Below are 16072 nucleotides of genomic sequence, written 5' to 3'. Positions count from 1 at the left end.
AAAATCTACTGCACGCCGCCGATGTGTTGCTCACCCGGATCGGACTTTCCGTTGCCACGAATCGCACTTCTCGGCGTTGACATCATCTCTTTCGACATCGCTTTCCTCGTCGATCCACCGCCGGGCCCATTCGAGCGCGTACTGCTGCGCAGCCTCGAAGTTCGTGAAGCTCGGACCGATAAGCCCGGAACGGGCGACCCGCCGCGCGTCCCTCGCGATCTCGGCCCATCCACGGAACCGGGCGTTCGCTACCCGGTCGGCCGCAACGTAGATGACGTAGCCACGCGGGTCGGATTCGCGCTTGCCTTGTGAGGCGAGGCCCATCCATGGCGAGGCAGGCCGGTGGATGGATTGAGGGGCGTTCATCGAAGGGCGGGATTCGACGCGATCAGGCGCAACAGGCGAAGAATCCTGGAGCTGCTGGGCGACTTGAGTGAACGTATCCACGGTATGGGGGGGCTGGCGTGCGCCATGCGGCATTTGCCACGACGCCTGACTTGTCCAGAACACCTTGCGAAGGCCCTCGTCCTTGGATTGACGGTCGATGGAGCGCGGCTGGACGTGCTGCGGTTCCAACCGGCCATCCGGACCGCAACGGAACGTGCGGCCGCGGCTCGAAAGAAGCCCGTGCATTTGCGCAAGGGCGCCGGTCCTGCGCCACTTTTCGAAGCGTGACCGGCACGTCGGCACCGACGGATAGATGTTCGGCAACCTGGACCAGGGTTCGCCGGTCACCAGTACCCACAGCACGGCATTCGCCACCAGACGAACTTGCGCGCGAGGCCGGCCGCGCTGCCCATGAACGATGACGTCATCCGACAGAACGGGCGCCAGCAGAAGCCACTCTTCGTCACTGATTTCGTTTAACTGCACGCTATTTCCCCCATACCAGTCGCGTTACGCGGGTTCGATCTCCACGTTCACGCTACCCGCTGTTTATCGCCCACGTTGTCATGGCCGACAGAACAAGCAGGTCTTCGACGCAATCCGATAACTCGCAGAGTTCCTGAAATGACGCGCCGTTGGCGTCAAGCAGATGGTGTCGTCTGAGATCGCGCAGCGCGTTGCCGAGGCGCCGGATGGCCTCGGGATCGCTGTTCGTCAGTGGCCAGCCTTTTAGCAGATACGTCAGCGGCACGACGCTTCGGCTTTCGCACCACAGATCGAACAGGTGGATGCACTTCGCGTTGATATGCTCAACCGCGTTTTCTCGCTCAGACAGATACGGAACCATAGCCACGCTCAGCAACAGGACGATTGACGAGTCTTCATCCTATGTGGATAGTTATCGCAGCGCTGTCAGGACATCAAGAAAGAAGGGCCGGTCGATGCTGAACTTCGTGTCAGGAAATCCCTATACGTTGCCTGTGTTTTCTCTGTCGATTCGGCGTAACGGTAGTCTGAACTGACCGCCATGCGATCAGACACCGCCTCGCCGCCGAAAAAATGAAGCTGTATTAATCGGCGCAGCGGTTGGATTAGGGGAATCCTGACATGCGAATCAGCCGTTCCTTAATGAACTATCCGGCGCTCCCGACGGAACCGCCGCTTCCAGGACCTTACGATGACTTCACTTGCATCATGGAGTGCAGACATCGTGGCTGAAAAATCGTTGCGTGGGATCGTTGGAAAACTGCTTGGCACGGAATGCCGCCAGTCGGTCCGCGTGCTGTCGATACATCGGTCACGATCTGGCCGGACTCGTCGTGTGTGCGTCGAAGTGCAACGGCCGGGCGGTTCGCTCGCGCTGTTTTTCTTTCGCCACAGCGACGGAATCTGGCATGTGTTTCCGCCCAGAGACGCTCGTCCTGCGATGAGCACCGCCGTGTTGCCACAGAACGGCGAGACAATGGCGAAGGAGGCAGTACATGGCTGAAGACCTATCCAATGAATTTTCGCAGGACGAAGCGGGTCTGCGCGCATGGATGTTGGCATGGTACGACCATGCCGTTTCGGTCGGCTTCCTCTGCCCGCCCTTCATCATGAACGACGTGATGGCTGAACGGCTTGAGGGATATTTCAGAGTGGGACTCACGCCGGCCGAAGGTGCGGAAGCATTTTTCGGCGTCGCGCACTGACTTCGGCACTTCAATATTCGACGTCAGGGCGTTACTTGCATGCCGCAGTCGAGGTTAAACGTCCCTGTTCAGGTCCCCATTTTCTGCCGCTTGACTGGCTGGCCGTGGCCGTGGGCGTGGGGTCCCCGCAGCTTACGATAAAGTTCTGATGATTCTCGTCGTGCCATGCCAGGCAAGCTAACACGGCACACGAGAAGTTAACACGGGGCGTTTATGAAACCACTTCTGGCGTAGCACGGTGGCGTGTGTCTCAAGAGCCGAAAAAAATATCGCAGAAGCTGGCAGGTCCGACGCAGGTCGACGGATTTGAGGGATGCATATCCTGTTTTTTGTGGCCAGAATCGCTCGTGCCTTTCATTTCGGCGCCCATGCCACTGTCGCTTTTTTGCTGCTGGGGTGTGGCGGCTTGCTGTTTAGCGTCCTGGGCGGCTACTTTCGCCTCCGCAGCCTGGATATCGGTAGGATAGGTCGCGTCATCGCTGGTCGACGGATTGTATCCAGCCTGTTCGAGCTTGATGAGGTCGGCGCGTACCTGCGCTCTGGTGAGCGGGACGGACGCGGACTGCGCAAAAGTCGATGTGGAGATGACGGCCGCACTGAGCGTCAGTGCCAACAGGGTGAGCTTTTTCATGATTGCGACTCCTTCCAACAAAGACCCCGGTTTGCGGGGGAACTAGTGAAGCACGTTGACGTGTGGCTCAAGAGCCGGAATAAAGAGTGCAGAAGCTGACAGGTCCAACGCAGGCTGACGGATCTGAAGGAGGCGTCTTCCGTTTGATGTGGCCGGCATCGCTTGTGCCTGTCGTTGCGACACCCATCCCACTGTCGCTGTTTTGCTGCTTGAGCTGCGCGGCCTGCTGTTCAAAGATCGGTGCAACGTCCGGGTACGACGTGTCACTCACAAAATTCAGACCGTTGCGTTTGGCTTCAATCAACTCCTGCCGCACCTGCGCCCGGGTCTTTTCTTGAGCCTGCGCGTTGATCGCGATGCTCGCTGCCGCAGCTAAAATCAGGGAGAAAATCAGGGTTCGCTTATTCACTTTGGACTCCAATTTAAGTAACAGGAAGTTGCTGGTTCTGCATCATGAAAGTGCGCGGAAAACTCAACCGGGTTCCGTCGGGCCACATGCGCCGTAGAGGTCTTGCCGTCGGAGACAGGCCCGAAGCAAAGCCGCCGTTCTTTGCTACAAGGATTCCTTGATGCACGGCATAAACACATTCTCGTCGTATGCATCGCAACACACCGGAATCCAGTGCTCGAGAACGTTGGACACCGCGTTCCCCCTTTTCTCTGCTTGCTTCAATGCGAGAGGATGGAACGCCACGGTCTTCATCAAGCGCGCTCACACTACGGTATACCGGGAGTGGGCGCCGCTTATTCCCATGCGTCCAGCAACGCAGTCGCGGTCGACGAACTTCTGTTTCAACGCGTCTGCGACATGCGCAATCATCAGGAGTGCAAGCATCAGCACCAACCCGCGGTGCAGCGTGCTATTCCCGGTCGGTTGCATCGAGGGAACGGACCCGACAATTCCGGCGTTTCCGTGACGCTCTGTCATGCCATCTGGTTCCATCGCAATGACATGGTCCGCACATGACGTGCGGACCAATTTGAACGACAGAAAGCTCGTTGTCGTGCGGGGCGGTGCGGCGATGTGGCACCCTCGCCCGGACGCTGCGTTTTACGTTGCACAATCATCGCCCGCGGTAACACCTGACTACCGTGTCACGATTCAATGCAGCCAGGCATTCGCTGTACATCGTGCACCAGGCCGACTCGTCTCGGCCATCAATTCTTCGGCGGCACGACATAGGTCCTCACGCCGGCTAGTGGCGATCCATATCCACCAGACTGCGCATTGTTCGGCAAACCATTGGCGAGTTGCGCGCGCGGATCCGTCGGATTCAGATTCAGCTCTCCGGCCTGCCGATCACCGTGGGTGGGATACTCGCTCCCGCGTGCAGCCTGCGGCATCAACCGGGTGCTGTTTTCAGGCGAGTTGATATCGTCATATGGGGCGAGACCTTGCGCCGCGACGCTGCCCGCGGCGATACACGATATCGCTAGCAGGAGTCCTCGCAATGCCATTAGTGCTTGCGGCGTGCTCGCTCTGTCGAAAACGCTTTTCATATCAAACTCCTTAAGGTGCAGAAAACGTGAGACCGGCCCGTTCTGGGATATGCAATGAGTAGACGCTATTTCGTCGCCGGATATTCCCGCAGCCTAGCCGTGACTGTGGCTCCAGACGCTACCAGGCAGAACACGACCGCAAGTACGGATTTCGGTAGCGAATGATTTTTCACGATGATCTCCTTGAAGCGTCTGCAGTTGCTGAATCGTGAACTTCCGAGCTTTCGTCGCCGGAAAGCGCGAACAGCGTTCCAAGTCCGCCATAGGTCATGCACCTCAAAGCCCTGCGACGTGACGCATTGGATGGGGGCTGTGACGACATCGGATCCTCGCAAGCGAATCAGCAAACTGAGCGGCCGGATCGCCTGGGAAGAAACCGGCGCCTTCAGCGGGGAGTACCTGCCCGATTGGAGATTTATTCCCATTGCCTCAGTTCGCCAGGCTTGCGAAGTCGCGAATGTCTGAGGGCGTCCCGGTGTCGATTGGCTACAAGCCGCCAATGCGGAATTGCAATGCAGCAAGCGATTCGGTGCGCAAGCGCCGATGCGTCGGCAAGATCCGTCTCGTCGCTTTCACCTGCGGATGCTAAAGTCCTTGCAGCCGCCGGCTTTCAACGAAAAGAAGGGGACCGTCATGCCAAACAGAACCTCCTTGCTCCAGCGCGTGGCAACCACCGCTGCTTTCTTTGTGCTGATCGCAAGCCATGTGGCCCGCGCCGAAGATAGCGTCGCGCCGGCTCATCCGGCCGCTCGCGATATTGGCCAGGAAGAGCGCAACCGCGCGCTAGTCGTGAACTTCTACGATGCGGTGTTCAACAGGCACGATCTTACGACTGCTAGCACCGTGCTCGCACCGAATTACATCCAGCACAATCCGCATGTGCCCACCGGGTCCGCGCCGTTCATCAGCTTCTTTACCGAATACTTCAAGCATGCCCCCGATGCCCGTTCGACCATCGTGCGCAGTGCGACCGACGGCGATCTCGTCTTTCTGCATGTTCACTCGACCAGCAACCCGCAAGACCGCGGCAACGCCATCGTGGATATCTTCCGCGTCGAGCACGGCAGGATCGCCGAGCACTGGGATGTGATTCAACCGGTGCCCGAGCAGTCGGCCAACGACAACACGATGTTCTAGCCGATCCGGCGAAACACGCTGTCTGCCGCGGGCCTCTCCTTGCGCCAGACAGCGCGCGGCGGTTTAGTCGAGGCTGCCGAATACCGTTTCAATCGAACTAAAGATGCAAGCGCCTGGGTGGCCAAAAGCCACACCAATCAACGAACTGGTCGCATTGGCTCAATTGATTGCACTTCGGTTTCCCTTGATCTCACTGTTGCACTTGAAACGACGCACCTTCATTCCCGCTATTCGACCGTCCGTCCAACAGGAAGCCGCATCTGGACCGGTTCGGCTCTGATCAAGAAAGCTCGCAAAAACTCGGGCAAGTTGCACAGGCGCGCTGGAAATCGCGGCATGCCGCCACGTTCGAGGCTCGGGAATAAAGCGGACGCTGGCGTGGTTAGCTAAGGGTACGCAGCACGATCGACAGGTCGCAGGGTTCCGCTACCGACAGCCGATCGTCGTGAGCTGCGGCAGAAATGGAAGGAGGCGAACATGAACATCGCCGAGAAGTCTCTGCGGTTCCTGGTAGATTCTTCAGTTCGAAGCTGGAATAAATTTCGAGCGACGTCGGTATAGGCTGGGAGAGCATGCCAGCGATCAAGCAGACGGTCCGGTCCGCCGCCATCTAATTCCGGCGACATGATTCCGCAAAGCGAAGTGCCTGAACACATCAGTATCGATCGCGGCCCGCTAATGCCAAACCAAACTTCATAAACGTAGTTAGACGGGCTCCGTAACGCCGATGAATAGCGTTCTGACGGGAGCCACGTCGGATTCGCCGCGACGTGTAAGTCATTCGAAACCCGAGTTGTTCGTCGCGCCGATGCGCGCCCTGTCTAGTACTCGTGTATGCCTGAGGTCGATGATGAAATCGCTGCTGAGTCATCATGAGATCGCGATTCTGTTTCTACTGCTCGATGCGCCCAACCAGGTCGCACCTGGTGATCCAGATGCAATCGCTCTTCAAGAAGCGAGGCTCGTCGAAATTGTGCCTACGGCTTTCGACGATGGCAGATTTCGGGTGACGCCAGCTGGGGCGGAACTACTCCGTCGTCTTCGCATGACAGCGGATTGAAGTACAAATTGGTTCTCGAGCCGCAATCGGCGACCGCGCATGGGTCGTAGCCGCCGATCGCCGCGGTGGTAGCAAGTGCTGGGTTTTCTAGAACTTGTGACGCAGGCCGAGGTTGACCATTTCCTGCGTGCCGGTGCCAGCGTATCCGTACCAACCTGCTGTCGGACTGCGTGGGCCCGCCGACGCTGGACTGTTTGCTGCATAGAAGTAATCGGCGGCGAGGGCGATCGGGCCATTGTTATAGGCGGCCGCCGCCGAATACGATTGCTCCGAGCCAGTGCTGCCCGCGATGCCGCCGAACGAGTACATCGCTTCAAACTGCAGACCCGACCAGACCGGCGACGTGTACTTGACCGCGTTGTTCACGCGGAAGCTGTTGTCGTAGTTGTCGACGTCGCCCGCGGTCGCGAATGCGCTGCCGAAATAGTTGTCCTCGGTGATGCCCTGTACGAGATCGATCAGCGGATCGTACTGGCGGCCGAGCGTCACGGAACCCAGCGAATCGCTTGTCAAGCCAACGTAGGCCTGCCGCCCGAATAGCCGGCTCCTTGCCCCAGTTTGCCGGCGCTCGGATCGAAACCGTTTTCGACCTGGAAGATGGCCTTCAGGCCGGCGCCAAGATCTTCCGTTCCCTTGAGGCCCCAACGTGTACCCGACAGATTGCCTGCACTACTGTTACCGAGAGCCCAGAGATTCTTGTTGCCCTGTGCGTTGTGCACGTAGGTCAGTGACGTGTCGATCGCGCCGTACAAGGTCACGCTGCTTTGGGCATGCGCGGCGCCGGCGGATGCGAGCGCAGCCAGCGAAATCGTCGAAAAGGCGGTGCGTTTCATCTCATCTCCTGCGTTGGACGTCAATCCTCATGCAGGGAGACTAATCGCGCAAAACAGTAACGTAAAAAGTTGAAATACAGATCGTGTCCGATATGCGACACCTGATAATAACCATCCGTTCAATTAATGAAAAAACAGAGTTGTGGTCATAGAGGAATTTTTCGAAATGTCCCTGAATCCGGCCGAATTCCGTCCCGCGAAAGCAGAAAGCATGCTTGCCGTTTACCGTATCCGTAGACAGCCGATGCCCGGAAGATAGCGTGCCGCCCAAGCATTGCTGCCTGGGCGCTCAGCAACCGTCTGAAGAAAGCGAGCCCTTGCGGCGTACTGATCTTTGGGGACTCAAGCGACAAGTGATTTTGGGCATCAGCTTATGCTTTATTCGTCACGCCTTCACACACCGGAACCCCGCATACACGTATTGGTAGTGCGGTTGAAACCAGTTGCGGAAAGCCGGTCGCAACATACATTGCGCGGTGCGTGGTGAACCGCCTTTGATCACGTAATGCTGCCCGTCGAAAAAGTTCGCGGAGTAGCCCGGATAAAACGGAAACGCTTCAAAGCCCGGCAATGCGTCGAACACCGTGGAAGTCCACTCCCAGCCATTGCCGAATTGACCTTCCACGCCGAACGCGCTGACGTTGTCCGGATAGGCGTCGACCGGCTGCGGGTCCCAGCTGCGAAAATCGAAATTTCCTGATGCGGCATGCGGTGCACCATGTGCCGCGCGTTGCCACTGCGCTTCGCTGGGTAGCGCCTTACCGGCCCAGCGCGCGTAGGCGCTGGCTTCGGCGTGGCTCACGTACGCCGGCCAGTCGAGCGGCAGCGGCACTTCGTCGAACATCGTGCGCAGCATCCATACGCTGTTCCGATCGCTCCCGGTTGGCTGCGACCAGCAGGCGGGATGCTCGATATGTTCGGCTTCTTTCCAGGCCCAATCCTTGTCCGTCCACCACTTTGGTTCGCGATAGCCACCCGCCTCGATAAACTCGCGGAACGCACCGTTCGTCACCATATGACGGTCGATCTCGAACGCGGGCACGTCGACGCGCTTTTCGCCGAACTCATTGTCCCAGCCGAACTGGCCGCTCTCGCGCGACATGCCGAGCACCGTTGCGCCCGCCGGCACGCTGACCGTCGACGACAACGCCTGCCGCGGTTCGGCACGCGTGAGCACCGGCTCCCGCAACCCGGCGACCTTCTGTGCAAGCGGCAACTGATGCAGCATGTACGCGAGCGTTTCAGCGTGCATCAGCCGATGCTCGATCGCGACGTTCAGCAACTGCTCGGACGCGTCGGCATGGGCGCCCTTGCGGCCAACGCGTGCGGAGTCGCTCAGTGCGTCGAGTTCGCGGTCGATCTGCTCGCGGGCGCGCAACCCGTAGGCGCGCACGGCGTCGAGTGAGGGCCAGTCGCTGGGTTGATCGGTCGGAAAGCCACCGTCGACAGGATCGATGCCGAAAGCGAAGAGCTGGTCGAGGTGTGGATCGAATGCCGGCAGATCGCACAGGCGTTGATCGAAAAGATTACGATCGAAAGCCTCCAGATGGCCGACGTAAAACACGATCCGGTGGCGCTCACGGATCGGCCGGTCGTACAGAAATTCGGGTTTGACGATGGCAAACAATGCGTCGGTAATCTGACGCGCGTCGATCAGACGCTGGACGAGCGGGTGATGCGGGGCGGGGTCGCGATTCATTTCGCCAAGTCTCCTTGCGGGGGACGGACTAAAGACTTTACCCGGTCGCAGGAGCCATGCCAAGACGAATGCGCGCTAAAAAGCAGGTGGCCGGGGACGTGGCGGCGCGGGCCAGGTCCTCCGCGTACGGCTTACACCTTCTGCAAGCCTTCCAGATCGACGATCCGGATGTGTTTGCCTTGTGTGTCGATCAGGCCGCGCTTTTGAAATCTTGACAGGGTGCGGCTCACGGTTTCGAGCGTCGTGCCGAGGTAGCTGCCCATGTCCTCGCGTGTCATGCGCAAATTGAATTCCGCCGACGAATAGCCGCGTTGCGCGTTGCGCTCCGACACGTCGAGCAGAAATGCCGCCACGCGCTCGTCGGCTGAAAGGGAGCCGAGCACCATCATCTGCGCGGCTTCGCGGACGATCTGTTCGCCCAGCAGTTTGTGCAGGCGGTCCTGCATCGAACTGATTTCACGGCACAGGGATTTGAGGGCGGGGTAGGGAACGATACACACGGTGCTGTCTTCAAGCGCGACGGCGCTGCATGCATGCACGTCTTCGCTGATACCGTCGAGGCCGAGCGCTTCGCCGGCGAGGCGCAAGCCTGTGACCTGTTCGCGGCCGTCACGGTGGGCCATGACGGTTTTCATGGAGCCGGAACGCACGGCGTAAATATTGTCGAAGCGGTCGCCGCTGCGATACAGCGCTTCGCCGCGCTGCACCGAGCGCGCGCTGCAAATGAGCGCTTCGAGTTTCGTGAGTTCGTCGGCCGACAAGCCTTGCGGCATGCAGAGCGCCCGCATCGAACAACTCGAGCAACGAGCGGCGGTGCGCGCCGTCGCCCTCACCGGCGCGGCACGACGGCCGCCACGCGCCGGCGACGGGATCGGAGTGGAATCGGCGATGCCGGTGGAGCGAGTCACAGCGGTAGGAGTAAGCATGTTCTGCAACCATTTGTCAGAGTAACAACTGATTGTCCCACCGCCCATGCCCCCCGTTTAGCGGCAAAATGACGCGTTCGCGCAGTTAGGCATCTTGAGCGAGGTCACGCTCGCGTTCCTGCTTGTGGTTATGGACTGCTACGCATCGTGGAGATGCGTGCTGTTCTCTGATTCTGGAGATATAGCGCTGCGTGTGCCGCCCAATGCGGCACGCACACGCACTTGCAATGTGTCTCGCCAGGTGTTCAGGCGTCTTCACCGACCTTGCCGGCCGCGGAGGGGATCAGCAGGACAGGCAAGGTCGCCTGACGCACGCAGCGCTCTGCGACGCTGCCGAGAATCAGGCGCTGAAAACCGCGCCGGCCATGCGTGCCCATCACCAGCAGATCGGCGTTGAAGTCGGCGGCCGCTTTTAGCACGACCACCGAAACGTCGTCGAGCGAGGAGGCTTCGCCCACGATGAGCTCCCCCTTGACGCCTTGCGCTGCCATGGCCTGGGCGAATTCCGTGCAGAGTTCCTTGCCTTCTTCGACGAGGCGGTTGCGCAGAATGGACGGATCATAACCGGGCGCTTCGAAATACATCGGTGTGTTTTCAACGACGTAGAGCGGCTGCATGACAGCGCCGGTGGATTTCGCCAGTGCGAGCGCTGCTTCGAATGCGCGGCGCGAGGTGTGGCTGCCGTCGACCGCTACGAGGATGCGTGTGTACATATCGACTCCGCGTCTGAAGGATTGGGATGCCGCGGCCATTGCGCACGACCGGGCTCATTGTGGATTTATTACCGACGCCAGCTTAAATGATCGCTGAAAAAGGTGCATCCTGTCAGGATGTAAATCAAACACTTGTCAAATTTTGCGATAGCGGCGCCTCGCCCGGCAAACACCGTGCAGAAGGCGTTTGCGGGATTCCTGTGAAGCCGGGGCGCATCTATCAAATCAAGATAGGGTCAGGTTTGCCTTACAATCAGGACCTACTCAGACAAGCTGCTTCCGCACCGCTGATGAACGAGCGCAAAACGACGGGCTTGCCCGACAAGATCTACGGCGACATCCTCAATCGCATTCTTGAAGGCGAGTACAAGGAAGGCGAGCGGCTGCCTACCGAGCATGCGCTGGCCGAACGCTTTGCGACGTCGCGGCCCACCGTGCGCGAGGCCTTGGCGCGCTTGCGGGCGGACGGGATCATCATGACGCGGCACGGTTCGGGCACCACGGTCGCACGGCGCCCGGACCCGGATGTGCGGCGATTTGCGCCACTCGAAACGCTGTCCGACATCCGCCGCTGTTATGAATTTCGCATCGTGACCGAAGCGGGTGCGGCCGAACAGGCGGCGCTCAAAGCCGATGCGGACGACATCGCCGCGATCCAGCATGCGTGGGACCAGCTGGAACGCATCATCGAAACCCGGGGCATCGGCGCGCAGGACGATTTCATGTTCCACCTCGCGGTGGCGCGCGCCTCGAAGAACCCGTTTTTCATCACGGTGATGTCGTTCATCGAAGAACAGATTCTGTTCAGCATGAATCTGTCGCGCAATCTTTCGCTCGTGAAAACGGTGGAGCGGCAGCGGCTCGTGCAGGCCGAACATATGGCCGTACTCGAGGCGATCCGCCGTAAGGACGGCCCTGCAGCGGGGAGGGCGATGCGCGCGCATCTCGAGAATGCGCTCGAGCGGATGTTCGGTTCCTGATATCCCGCGTGTCTCCACCGCGGGTCGCAAATATCAGGTAACCGGGCCACCGCAAGCGCGGCCCCAGTCGTGTCCAGGCGTCAGGCGGCGACAGCCATCGGCCCGAACAGGGCGGTGCGGGTCTTCGGACTGACCGCGATATCCAGCGCTACGGCCCGTTCCACGCCGATCTGCAGCGGTGACCCGAGCCGGCTGATGTCGATCCCGGTCTTGCGCAGCAGCCGTTCGATCGGCGTCGTGGTCACCGTGACATAGCGGGTGATGCCCATCCGGTCGGCGAACGTCACGAGTTCGTGAATCGCCTGCATCGTCAGGTCGGCAAAGCCGAACGACTGTTCCTCGCCGCTGGTTTCGATCGCAAACCGGCTCAGTTCCCAGATATGCCGCCCGACCGGCGCATCCGCGCCATGGAGCAATTGCGGGAAGGTGTCCTTCAGCATATTCGGCCCTTCCGTCGGCATCAGGCGCCAGCAGCCACGCACGTGCCGATCGTCGCCCTGAATCAGCATGTAGTGCGGCCCGAGGGCGTCGTAGCCGTCGATTTCCATGCCCGCGATGGTCGGGATGTCCCACCCGAGCCGCCCGTGAAATACCCGAGCCCGCAGACGGTACATCTCGTTGATGTCTGCGTTGTCGAATTCCTGCCGCATTCCAATCCGAATTGCTGTTTGCATGACGTTCTCCTGAACGTGTTGGGGTACCCAATACGCAAGAAAACTTATGCATTTTGAATCTTTCCGCCACCTACCTACCTGGATAGGTGTGCATGCTTATCGGATAACGCAGAATTCGAGACAAGCCTCAGCCCTCAACCGACGGGACACAAAAATGGAACTTCTCGAAAACCACTGGCAAGCGCAACCTTCGATCCAAACCCGCCCGGCAGAGCCGTCGTCGGCGGTGGATCGTGTTCTGATCATTGCCTACCGCAAGAAGAAGAAGGAAAGCCAGCGCCGCTTCTGGGCACGCTTCGGCGTGACGCAGTCGCGTGGCAGCCGGTTCGAATCGGGGGCCGAAATTCCGGCGCCGGTGTCGATCCTGCTGGGCCTCTACTTCACCAAAACCGTTTCCGACGCCGATCTCGGGCGGGCCGAGCGGGTGCTGTACAGCCGCGACGCCGCCGCCTTGCTCAACCCGGGTCAATAAGCCCCAACTGCGCGGCGATCACGGCCGCCGCGCGCCGCGAATTCACACCGAATTTCGTCCTGATGTTCTTCATGTGGAAGTTCACCACGGCTTCCGAGCAGCTCAGGATATGGGAGATTTCCCAGGTGGATTTGCCGCGCGCGGTCCATTTCAGACATTCGCGTTCGCGCGGCGTGAGCTTGGGCAATAAAGTCTGAGCGTGCGTATTCAAATGGCGCTGGCTGGTATCGATCACCAGATCGCGCAATAACACCAGATTCGGCAACGCAACGTTGACGTGACGCCAGAACGCATCGGTCGGATTGCTGTCATTGACGAAGCACATCATGCCGGCTTCCTGGTTCGGCCCATGAATCGGCAACGTCACGCCGGAGCGCAGGCCGTGCGCGCGGGCTTCCTCATACATCGACTGCTGCGGTGCGGTCATAAAAATGTCCGGCGACCAGATCAGCGGCGTGGCGCGTGTCGCGCAATGCGAGACAGTCGGGTCGATATGGACGAGCCCCTGCTCGTCATAGGTGCGTCGCCAGGCCGGTGCGTAGGTGCTCCGCACATAGGCGTCTTCAAGGCGAATGGTCGGGCGCGGCAGCATGGCAATCAGAAGCTTGTCGAAGCCCCATGTGTCGGCCAGGCCCGCGATCGCGCCGAACCATTCCGCTTCGTCTGCGGCGTTCAGTAGCGGTGCCATTTCCTCGATAAAATGTAGCGACAATTGGGTTCTCTCAGACTCGCAAACGTCCCGTTGCGGTTAATTGCGGTACGGCGATCCGTCCGGCTGTTTTTATCTTCACAATCTATCACTAAAAATTATTTCGCAAGCCGAGGGCGATTTCTAAAGAAACGCCACCAGCGCGGGTTCTGCAACCAGGCGAACGAATTACTCCTTATATCGGATTTCTTCGACCTGATTAACATTCACGGGTCGATAAAGTGGGTAATTTTCTCGTAGTGGCCTTTTTGATGCTTTTGATTTGCAACATTATTGTCAAACCACTTTGAATGAGCGTGCGTGTCGGGATTCCGGACAAAACCACGCCAATTACCAAATTGACAATTTCCGCCTGGCCCTTCTCCATTCTCTAACAGCGGCCTGTCACCGTCTATTGTCATACGAAAACGACGCGCCGCGCTTTGCCAGCTTCGGCTTCTTCGCATCGACTTCGACCTGAGATCGCGCGATGACAACCATACGCTGGTTGTTTGACAACATTGCGAACCCGGTGCTAACTTGAACGCCCAGTCCCCGTGCGTTTGAGGCGTCATGAACGAATCCCCGATTCTCGACAGTGAGTTCGTCGCATCGGTGATGGCCGTGCCGCCGCTTGCGCGCCGTGCCGACTACACGCTGGACGTTGCCGAAAACCGCGCGCTGATCCGCCACATCGAGGCTGGCGGGGTGCGCACCTTGCTGTACGGCGGGAATGCGAACCTCTACCACGTGGCCGTCAGCGAGTATCGGGACTTGCTGGATATGCTGGCTGACGCAGCCGGTGCAGGCACGCGCGTGATCCCGTCAATCGGCCCCGACTACGGGAAAATGCTCGATCAGGCCCGTATCCTTGCGCAAACCCGCTACCGTACGGCGATGGTGTTGCCGCTGAGCGGTTTTACGACGTCCGAAGGCGTGGAGGCGGGGCTCTCGCGCATCGCGGGCGCGGCGGGCATGCCGCTCACCCTGTACATCAAGAGCGAAAACTACGTGGAGCTCGACACGCTCGCGCGATTGATCGAGCGCGGCATGCTGCTGGCCGTCAAATACGCGATCGTCCGCGACAATCCTGCGGAAGATCCGTATTTGCGCCGACTTCTGCAATCCGTGCCTGCGGCCAAGGTGGTGTCGGGCATGGGCGAGCGGCCTGCGCTCGTCCATCTGCGCGAGTTCGGGCTAGCCGCATGGACGACGGGTTCGGGATGCATTGCACCACGCATGGTCATGGCTTTGCTGCAAGCCGTCAGAACCGGCGATGCCAACACAGCGCAGCGTCTCCATGACGCTTTCCTGCCGCTCGAAACCCTGCGTGACGAAATCTCGTTGATCCGTGTGTTGCATGACGCAGTCACGTTCTCGAACATTGCTGACATGGGGCCAATCTTGCCGCTACTCAGTTCGACGCCGCCCGAACATCATGCGAAGATCGATCATGCGACGCAGATCCTGCTCGCGTTGGAGCGTCAGTTCGCGCAGAAGCCGGCGCCGCATTGACCGCGCGGCGGTGCCGATTGCTGGTGCGTGCGCGCCGCGCCGGCGTGCAGGACACAATGCGCTTCGACCCATTTTCCCCCTCAACTTCCATCGTCCAAAACCGACGCATGACCGACACCAGCCGACGCTATCCCGATCCCTCCATTCGCGTTCTCGATCCGCGCTTCAGGTCGCTGATCCTGGCGTCTGCTTCCGTCGAGTGTCTGTATCAGGGCGCGCGCTGGTCAGAAGGGCCGGTCTGGTTCGGCGACGGCCGTTATCTGCTGTGGAGCGACATCCCCAATGACCGTATCCTGCGCTGGGACGAAACCAGCGGCGCGGTGACCACGTTCCGCCAGTCGTCGAACAATGCGAACGGCCACACGCGCGACCGCCAGGGCCGCCTCGTGACCTGCGAGCACCTGACGCGCCGCGTTACGCGGACCGAGTACGACGGCTCGATTACCGTGCTCGCCGACCGTTACCTCGGCAAGCGTTTCAACTCGCCGAATGACGTGATCGTGAAGTCGGACGGTTCAATCTGGTTCAGCGATCCGACCTTCGGCATCGACGGTTTTTACGAGGGCGAACGGCAGGAGTCGGAACTGCCCGCGTGTGTGTACCGAATCGACGGCCAATCCGGCGAAGTGACGATGGTCGCCGACGACGTGCTGGGCCCGAACGGCCTCGCGTTTTCGCCGGACGAGTCGGTGCTGTACATCGTCGAATCGCGAGGCGTGCCGCGCAAGATTCGCGCTTTCGACGTCGACGGCGGCGGCGAGCGCGCCGTGCTGTCGAACAATCGCGTGCTGATCGACGCCGGCCCGGGCACACCGGACGGCTTTCGCGTCGATACGCAAGGCAATCTCTGGTGCGGCTGGGGCATGGGCACCGACGAACTCGACGGCGTGCGCGTCTTCACGCCGCAAGGCGAGCCGATCGGCCATATCGCGTTGCCGGAGCGCTGCTCGAACGTGTGCTTCGGTGGACGCCACCGCAACCGGTTGTTCATGGCGGCAAGCCACGGCTTGTATTCGTTGTATGTGAATACGCAAGGCGTCCAGGGCGGGTGAGGGCGCAAAGCGTGCGGGTAGCCTGAATGCGCAGTGCAAATTCTGGTTGCCTGACAACTAGTTGTGCCAAAAGCTCGCTGACTCCGGGTTTGCCCTTGGATAACACGCGCAAAC

Annotated in this window: 17 protein-coding genes and 1 pseudogene; 7 read left to right on the top strand and 11 right to left on the bottom strand. The window is 59.8% G+C overall.

Annotated elements, in window-relative coordinates; all coding sequences use genetic code 11:
- Positions 1-30: 30 nt before the first annotated feature.
- Positions 31-873: a transposase gene (locus KHO33_RS17075; protein ID WP_200565309.1), complete on the bottom strand. Its 843-nt coding sequence runs from the start codon at positions 871-873 to the stop codon at positions 31-33.
- A 52-nt stretch (positions 874-925) separates the two neighbouring features.
- The gene (locus KHO33_RS17070) at positions 926-1234 is read right to left on the bottom strand and encodes a hypothetical protein (RefSeq protein ID WP_200565308.1); all 309 of its coding nucleotides are present in this window, start codon (positions 1232-1234) and stop codon (positions 926-928) included.
- A gap of 634 nt (positions 1235-1868) precedes the next feature.
- Here KHO33_RS17070 and KHO33_RS17065 point away from each other — a divergent pair.
- Positions 1869-2078, top strand: coding sequence for a hypothetical protein (locus KHO33_RS17065; protein WP_200565307.1), 210 nt, complete (start codon positions 1869-1871; stop codon positions 2076-2078).
- A gap of 250 nt (positions 2079-2328) precedes the next feature.
- Here the strand turns inward: KHO33_RS17065 and KHO33_RS17060 are convergent, their stop codons facing one another.
- From KHO33_RS17060 to KHO33_RS17050, 3 genes are all read right to left on the bottom strand, one after another.
- A complete protein-coding gene (locus KHO33_RS17060; protein WP_200565306.1) occupies positions 2329-2709 on the bottom strand; it encodes a DUF4148 domain-containing protein in 381 nt (126 codons plus the stop codon).
- A gap of 67 nt (positions 2710-2776) precedes the next feature.
- On the bottom strand, positions 2777-3118 hold the full coding sequence (locus KHO33_RS17055; protein ID WP_200565305.1) for a DUF4148 domain-containing protein: 342 nt from the start codon (positions 3116-3118) through the stop codon (positions 2777-2779).
- Positions 3119-3867: 749 nt separating this feature from the next.
- Positions 3868-4167 carry a hypothetical protein gene (locus KHO33_RS17050; protein ID WP_200565429.1) on the bottom strand — a complete coding sequence of 100 codons (300 nt, stop codon included), beginning with the start codon at positions 4165-4167 and terminating at the stop codon, positions 3868-3870.
- 675 nt (positions 4168-4842) lie between these two features.
- Between KHO33_RS17050 and KHO33_RS17045 the strand changes: the two genes are divergently transcribed.
- Positions 4843-5346 (top strand): nuclear transport factor 2 family protein, encoded by a 504-nt coding sequence (locus KHO33_RS17045; protein WP_054040714.1) that lies wholly within the window; start codon positions 4843-4845, stop codon positions 5344-5346.
- 847 nt (positions 5347-6193) lie between these two features.
- Positions 6194-6406 (top strand): hypothetical protein, encoded by a 213-nt coding sequence (locus KHO33_RS17040; protein ID WP_199203015.1) that lies wholly within the window; start codon positions 6194-6196, stop codon positions 6404-6406.
- Positions 6407-6556: 150 nt separating this feature from the next.
- Here the strand turns inward: KHO33_RS17040 and KHO33_RS17035 are convergent.
- The 4 genes and pseudogenes from KHO33_RS17035 to KHO33_RS17020 all read right to left on the bottom strand — a co-directional run.
- A pseudogene (locus KHO33_RS17035) lies at positions 6557-7239 on the bottom strand (porin); the annotation flags it as partial.
- 385 nt (positions 7240-7624) lie between these two features.
- Entirely contained in the window at positions 7625-8938 is a 1314-nt protein-coding gene (locus tag KHO33_RS17030) for an SUMF1/EgtB/PvdO family nonheme iron enzyme (RefSeq protein WP_200565304.1), read from the bottom strand.
- Positions 8939-9069: 131 nt separating this feature from the next.
- Positions 9070-9726 carry a helix-turn-helix domain-containing protein gene (locus tag KHO33_RS17025; protein ID WP_200565428.1) on the bottom strand — a complete coding sequence of 219 codons (657 nt, stop codon included), beginning with the start codon at positions 9724-9726 and terminating at the stop codon, positions 9070-9072.
- Positions 9727-10109: 383 nt separating this feature from the next.
- Positions 10110-10577: a universal stress protein gene (locus KHO33_RS17020; protein WP_200565303.1), complete on the bottom strand. Its 468-nt coding sequence runs from the start codon at positions 10575-10577 to the stop codon at positions 10110-10112.
- A gap of 290 nt (positions 10578-10867) precedes the next feature.
- Here KHO33_RS17020 and KHO33_RS17015 point away from each other — a divergent pair, with 290 nt between their 5' ends.
- The gene (locus KHO33_RS17015; protein WP_200565302.1) at positions 10868-11557 is read left to right on the top strand and encodes a FadR/GntR family transcriptional regulator; all 690 of its coding nucleotides are present in this window, start codon (positions 10868-10870) and stop codon (positions 11555-11557) included.
- Between the two features lie 80 nt (positions 11558-11637).
- Here KHO33_RS17015 and KHO33_RS17010 read toward each other — a convergent pair whose 3' ends face one another.
- Positions 11638-12231 carry an acyl-homoserine-lactone synthase gene (locus KHO33_RS17010; RefSeq protein ID WP_054040667.1) on the bottom strand — a complete coding sequence of 198 codons (594 nt, stop codon included), beginning with the start codon at positions 12229-12231 and terminating at the stop codon, positions 11638-11640.
- A 154-nt stretch (positions 12232-12385) separates the two neighbouring features.
- Here KHO33_RS17010 and KHO33_RS17005 point away from each other — a divergent pair, with 154 nt between their 5' ends.
- Entirely contained in the window at positions 12386-12703 is a 318-nt protein-coding gene (locus KHO33_RS17005; RefSeq protein ID WP_054040665.1) for a helix-turn-helix domain-containing protein, read from the top strand.
- Here the strand turns inward: KHO33_RS17005 and KHO33_RS17000 are convergent.
- Positions 12687-13391: a helix-turn-helix transcriptional regulator gene (locus KHO33_RS17000; protein ID WP_054040663.1), complete on the bottom strand. Its 705-nt coding sequence runs from the start codon at positions 13389-13391 to the stop codon at positions 12687-12689. The two genes, KHO33_RS17005 and KHO33_RS17000, sit on opposite strands and share 17 nt — an antisense overlap.
- Positions 13392-13964: 573 nt before the next feature.
- Between KHO33_RS17000 and KHO33_RS16995 the strand changes: the two genes are divergently transcribed.
- Both KHO33_RS16995 and KHO33_RS16990 read left to right on the top strand, forming a co-directional pair.
- On the top strand, positions 13965-14906 hold the full coding sequence (locus tag KHO33_RS16995) for a dihydrodipicolinate synthase family protein (protein WP_200565301.1): 942 nt from the start codon (positions 13965-13967) through the stop codon (positions 14904-14906).
- Positions 14907-15013: 107 nt separating this feature from the next.
- A complete protein-coding gene (locus KHO33_RS16990) occupies positions 15014-15958 on the top strand; it encodes an SMP-30/gluconolactonase/LRE family protein (RefSeq protein ID WP_200565300.1) in 945 nt (314 codons plus the stop codon).
- The last annotated feature ends 114 nt before the right edge of the window (positions 15959-16072 follow it).

The organism is Paraburkholderia nemoris, assembly GCF_905221015.1.
Classification (GTDB): Bacteria; Pseudomonadota; Gammaproteobacteria; order Burkholderiales; family Burkholderiaceae; genus Paraburkholderia; species Paraburkholderia nemoris.
Note: the sequence above shows the minus strand (reverse complement) of the source record. Positions and strands in the feature narration are given on the sequence as shown.